6 protein-coding genes and 1 pseudogene are annotated in these 3,995 nt (G+C 59.2%); 5 read left to right on the forward strand and 2 right to left on the reverse strand.

What is annotated here, in order from left to right; translation table 11 throughout:
- Positions 1-25 precede the first annotated feature (25 nt).
- Entirely contained in the window at positions 26-955 is a 930-nt protein-coding gene (locus tag C7451_RS19530; protein WP_110300468.1) for a hypothetical protein, read from the reverse strand.
- Between the two features lie 228 nt (positions 956-1,183).
- On the opposite strand from C7451_RS19530, the gene C7451_RS19535 reads away from it, so the two are divergent.
- The 4 genes from C7451_RS19535 (at position 1,184) to C7451_RS19550 (ending at position 2,902) form a co-directional block, all read left to right on the forward strand.
- A complete protein-coding gene (locus tag C7451_RS19535; RefSeq protein ID WP_066209212.1) occupies positions 1,184-1,492 on the forward strand; it encodes a UrcA family protein in 309 nt (102 codons plus the stop codon).
- Positions 1,493-1,749: 257 nt separating this feature from the next.
- The gene (locus C7451_RS20550) at positions 1,750-2,079 is read left to right on the forward strand and encodes a DUF3325 domain-containing protein (RefSeq protein ID WP_353611457.1); all 330 of its coding nucleotides are present in this window, start codon (positions 1,750-1,752) and stop codon (positions 2,077-2,079) included.
- A gap of 8 nt (positions 2,080-2,087) precedes the next feature.
- Entirely contained in the window at positions 2,088-2,555 is a 468-nt protein-coding gene (locus C7451_RS19545; protein ID WP_066045727.1) for a cation diffusion facilitator family transporter, read from the forward strand.
- Positions 2,552-2,902, forward strand: a complete 351-nt coding sequence (locus tag C7451_RS19550) for a DUF3147 family protein (RefSeq protein WP_066045724.1) — start codon at positions 2,552-2,554, stop codon at positions 2,900-2,902. Before C7451_RS19545 ends, C7451_RS19550 begins: the two co-directional genes overlap by 4 nt.
- 8 nt (positions 2,903-2,910) lie before the next feature.
- On the opposite strand, the gene C7451_RS19555 is transcribed toward C7451_RS19550, so the two are convergent.
- On the reverse strand, positions 2,911-3,414 hold the full coding sequence (locus C7451_RS19555; RefSeq protein WP_066045721.1) for a helix-turn-helix transcriptional regulator: 504 nt from the start codon (positions 3,412-3,414) through the stop codon (positions 2,911-2,913).
- A 103-nt stretch (positions 3,415-3,517) separates the two neighbouring features.
- Between C7451_RS19555 and C7451_RS19560 the strand changes: the two are divergent.
- Positions 3,518-3,892, forward strand: a pseudogene (locus tag C7451_RS19560) (COG4705 family protein); the annotation flags it as partial.
- Between the last annotated feature and the right edge of the window lie 103 nt (positions 3,893-3,995).

The following is a 3,995-nucleotide window of genomic DNA, read 5'->3' on the forward strand; positions in this document are numbered from 1 at the left end:
GGCAACCGCCTGGCTGTTCATCGCCTCAATCCAGCTCCTCGCACGCCGCATCGCAAGAGCCTGAAATCCAACGCGATAGTTTTGAATCAGACTCTGAGAGACGATAGCTATTGAGAAACGACGAAAAATTGCGGTGGCCCAGCTGGCCGTTGATCGTGCGGCGCAGTCGATATTCCTGTTCGCCCAGCAGCGCGGCGAGCTTTGCGATGGACATGGTCTCGTCGCGGTACGGCATCTGCGCTGCCATAAACTGTAGCAAACGGGCAGCGAGGGGATCTTCGCCCAGGTTGCGCGGAGTTTTCGCTGTCACGCCCGTGGACTCAACCGGGCCGAACATGTCGCCTTGGCGCATCCGAAGCAACACCGCGCAAAAGCTGAACACTGCCAGCAGTGAGCCGGTCGCCACTGCCAGCCTCCACGAAGCGGCAGGTGTGCCGGGGGATGCTGCGACTTCGACAAAGGCGATAGAAATGACACAAATCGCCACGACACAAACCAGCACGGGCCTAATCCGCCGTCGGCGTTCGACCAGATCGCCTTCGCGGCTGCGCCATACTTCCCATAAAGCAGCGCCTGCAAAGGCCAGCATGGAAGCCCGGAACAGCACTGCGGAAATGGCGTTAGCAGTCCCGCCGTGGGGGTATGTCAGCTGGACCACCAACGTATTGGCCACCGACAGGCCCACCAGCAGCGCGCTGATCGGGGCGACACGCTTTTCATCGTTGAACCACGCCTTGGCGAACAGCCAGAACAGGCCCGGTGTCGCCCCTGCACCCAGCGCAAACAGCAGACCAATCAGGCTTGGCTTGCCAAAGATGCCTGCCGTTATAATCAAGTAGCTGCAGATCCCGACATTCATCGCTACCGCAAGCCGGGCCGGCACATCGCGCCAATGGTCGCGGATCAGGATCCAGCTCCACTGCGCCAGCAAGGCGATCGACCCGCCGCGCGCCATTTGATCTACCTGGTCCCACGCTGTCATGGGTCCTTGGCTGCCAGAGCGCGGACGAAGCAACAAGCCGATTTCGAAATCGCCCAGTCTGCTCGATTTCCATCATCATGGTGCGATCCAAAAACGATCAACCGAGTTTGAAAACCGGACAGCCTAACTGCCCTCGGCCCTGCACATTCTGATGCGTCGTCGCTCGAATTGGCGAGCGACCGATTGGCCAAGGAAATGACCATGAAACTCATTCACATCCTGCTTGCCGTAGTCACAGTAGCGGCTTCAGCCCCTGCTGTCGCGGCCCCGGTTCCGCGAAGCATTGCAGTCAAGGCGGACGATCTCGATCTCGGTTCGACCGAAGGGCAACGCATCTTGACGGTGCGCATTCAGCGCGCGGCGAGCGTAGTGTGCAGAAGCGAGGCCGTGGAAAGCCTGCCGCGCAACAGCCGCCGCGAGCGCGGTTGCATCCGGGAAGCGCAAGCGAGGGCCGAGGTCGCCGTGAAGACCCTGGCTGCCGGTAAGCCAGCTTCGGAAAAGGGCGGTTGAGGCTGGAGAGCTGACCAAACTGGGCGCAAAAGTGGGCGACAGACTACAATCGGGTGGAAAAGCTGCCGGTCGCCAATCCACCCACTTGTTGCCGGTTCACTGATCGTCGGAGTTCGACAAAAGCGGCCATCGGAGCTCGCCCGACGGTTGCAAATGTTGTCAGATTTCGATGCGTTTCGCGAGGACAACAGCGTAACATGGCTGCTGCGGCGCGGCGGCACGATTGATGACTTCGTGTTCCCAAGCTGGCTCATCTCATCAGCTTCTGCGCGGCGTTTGCCGGGTTTGCAGCGCTTGCGCTTGTCATGCCTAGGCACGCGCGCGCTGCGGGCATCGCAGTGGATTCCATGCGTGCACAGGCCTTGCGCGGCGGAGGCTGGCTGCTGCTGGTCCTGTCTGCGGCGGCGCTGATCGCGGCCGCCGGGTGGCAAATCGGCCTTGTGGAATTCTGCGCGATGTTGACTGTCGCTGGGATCGCTGCGGCTCTGCAGCTGTCTTACCCCACGCGCCATGCGGAGATGACCTGTGTCCGATACATTTTTAATGCTCCAACGACCCGTTGCAGCGGACCATTCTCCAACCGATGATGCGATCAATGGGTACGACCCTACATGTCAAAGATGCCTTTCTCGAGGTTTGGGCGGACACGCTGGGCTCGTCCGGCGTGATTGCTGCGGCGATCGTCATTTGTTTCACCAGCTGGACCTGGATCGACCCGGGCGTAGCAATAGCGATCGGCCTGTGGCTACTGCCGCGCATATGGATCCTGCTGCGCGATACGACGCACATCCTTCTCCAACCTGTCCGCGCGGGGATTGAGCTCGACGAAGTGCGCGCAGCCATCAATGCCGTGGCGGCCGTTGTCAGCACGCACGATCTGCACACCTGGTCGATGTCGGAAAACGATATCAGCTTCACCGCGAATGTTGCATTAGTATCAGGGGCGAATGCGAATGCTTTGCGGAAGGCCATCGGTGCCATGCTCGCAAAGGACTTTGAGATCGAACACGTGACCATCCACTGCGAAGCAGCATCATGCGGGCAAGAGGCACTTCATCCATGACGTATCTGCTATTGAAAGCCACCCTGTCCGCAATCATCATCATTGCAGTTTCAGAGATTGCACGGCGCAGCGCTGGGCTCGGAGCGCTGGTAGCCTCGTTGCCGCTTATTTCGGTCCTTGGCATGATCTGGCTGTGGCGGGACACGGCCGACCCGGTGCGGATGGCTGATCATGCGACGGCGACCTTCTGGTATGTGTTACCCAGCCTGCCGATGTTCCTTCTGATTTCTGTGCTGCTTAGACGTGGGCTGGATTTCTGGCCTGCGCTCGGCATCGGCTGTGCAATGACCATGCTGCTCTATGCTTGCATGGCCGCGCTGTTGCGCATGCGCGGTATCAACCTGTAAGGCGGCTCTCAGACCAACTCCTCAACAAACTGGCCGATGAGCATCGACTGGCTTGTAACTTCCGCCTTTGTATAGACTTGGCTGAGTTGCGAGCGAACGGTTCCTTCTGCTGAGCCGCGCAACCTTGCTATCTCGGCGATGTTGCATCCTTTAAGTGCGAAGAGTGCAACTTCACGCTCAGAAGGTGACAAACCCCAATGGTTAAACTTGATATCCAGCAGTTCTGCGATCGATCCGCGCGCGACGGCCAGTGCGGCCTGCTGCCGCTTTGCTGCCTCCAACGCCATCCGTAGCTGGCGCGCGCTGATAATGATTGCCAGCACCAGCGCGAGCGCGACCAGACATTCCATCGCGACCTCGCTGGTTATCCCGCTTCGAAGCTGGCCAAGCACATCATCGACGCCGTCGATGATGAAATAAGCAGCGGCCGCTGATTGGACGACCAGACCTGCAATGCTGAGCAGCACGGTGCGGTCGGGCTGGCCCGAATGGGCAGAGACAGTGGCGGCCATTATCATGCGCTTTCATTGAGGGCATTGCTTTTGAGCGCCTGCTTATGGCGTGCCTGCCCAAGCATCGCTAGCCCGCTGATCATTCAAACGGGAGTTCCAGACGATGTCGGATGTCACAAATCACTCTTCAGCCGAGTTCACCGATGCGCTGACCAAGGTGCCGGCTGTCACACTTGGTTTTTGGATTATCAAAATCCTTGCGACCACCTTTGGCGAGACCGCTGGCGATACGCTCAGCATGTCATTCAATTTCGGCTATCTATTGAGCAGCGCAATCTTTGTTGCCGCCCTTGGCCTGTTCGTAGCGTGGCAAATCCGGGCAAGCCGGTTTCGCCCCTTCCTCTACTGGGCGACCATAATCGATTCCACCACCGCCGGGACAACGCTGGCCGATTTCGCGACGCGGTCAATAGGCATCGGCTATGCTGGCGGTTGGCTTTTGCTGCTTGTATCATTACTCAGCGCGTTGGCCGTGTGGCGTTCGGCTGTCCGCCGTCAGCGCCAATGGCACAGATTTGAGGTTGTGATTTAAGGAGGGTTGGGGCTTCGTCGTAGTGACGAAGGAACGAAGATGAAGCCCC

Origin of the sequence: Blastomonas natatoria (genome assembly GCF_003201955.1) — a bacterium.
Classification (GTDB): Bacteria; Pseudomonadota; Alphaproteobacteria; order Sphingomonadales; family Sphingomonadaceae; genus Blastomonas; species Blastomonas natatoria.

Excerpts from the sequence above, each read along its gene's own strand:
- C7451_RS19530 (WP_110300468.1), bottom strand. The coding sequence starts at position 955 with ATGGCGCGCGGCGGGTCGATCGCCTTGCTGGCGCAGTGGAGCTGGATC.
- C7451_RS19535 (WP_066209212.1), top strand. The coding sequence starts at position 1,184 with ATGAAACTCATTCACATCCTGCTTGCCGTAGTCACAGTAGCGGCTTCA.
- C7451_RS19545 (WP_066045727.1), top strand. The coding sequence starts at position 2,088 with ATGGGTACGACCCTACATGTCAAAGATGCCTTTCTCGAGGTTTGGGCG.
- C7451_RS19550 (WP_066045724.1), top strand. The coding sequence starts at position 2,552 with ATGACGTATCTGCTATTGAAAGCCACCCTGTCCGCAATCATCATCATT.
- C7451_RS19555 (WP_066045721.1), bottom strand. The coding sequence starts at position 3,414 with ATGGCCGCCACTGTCTCTGCCCATTCGGGCCAGCCCGACCGCACCGTG.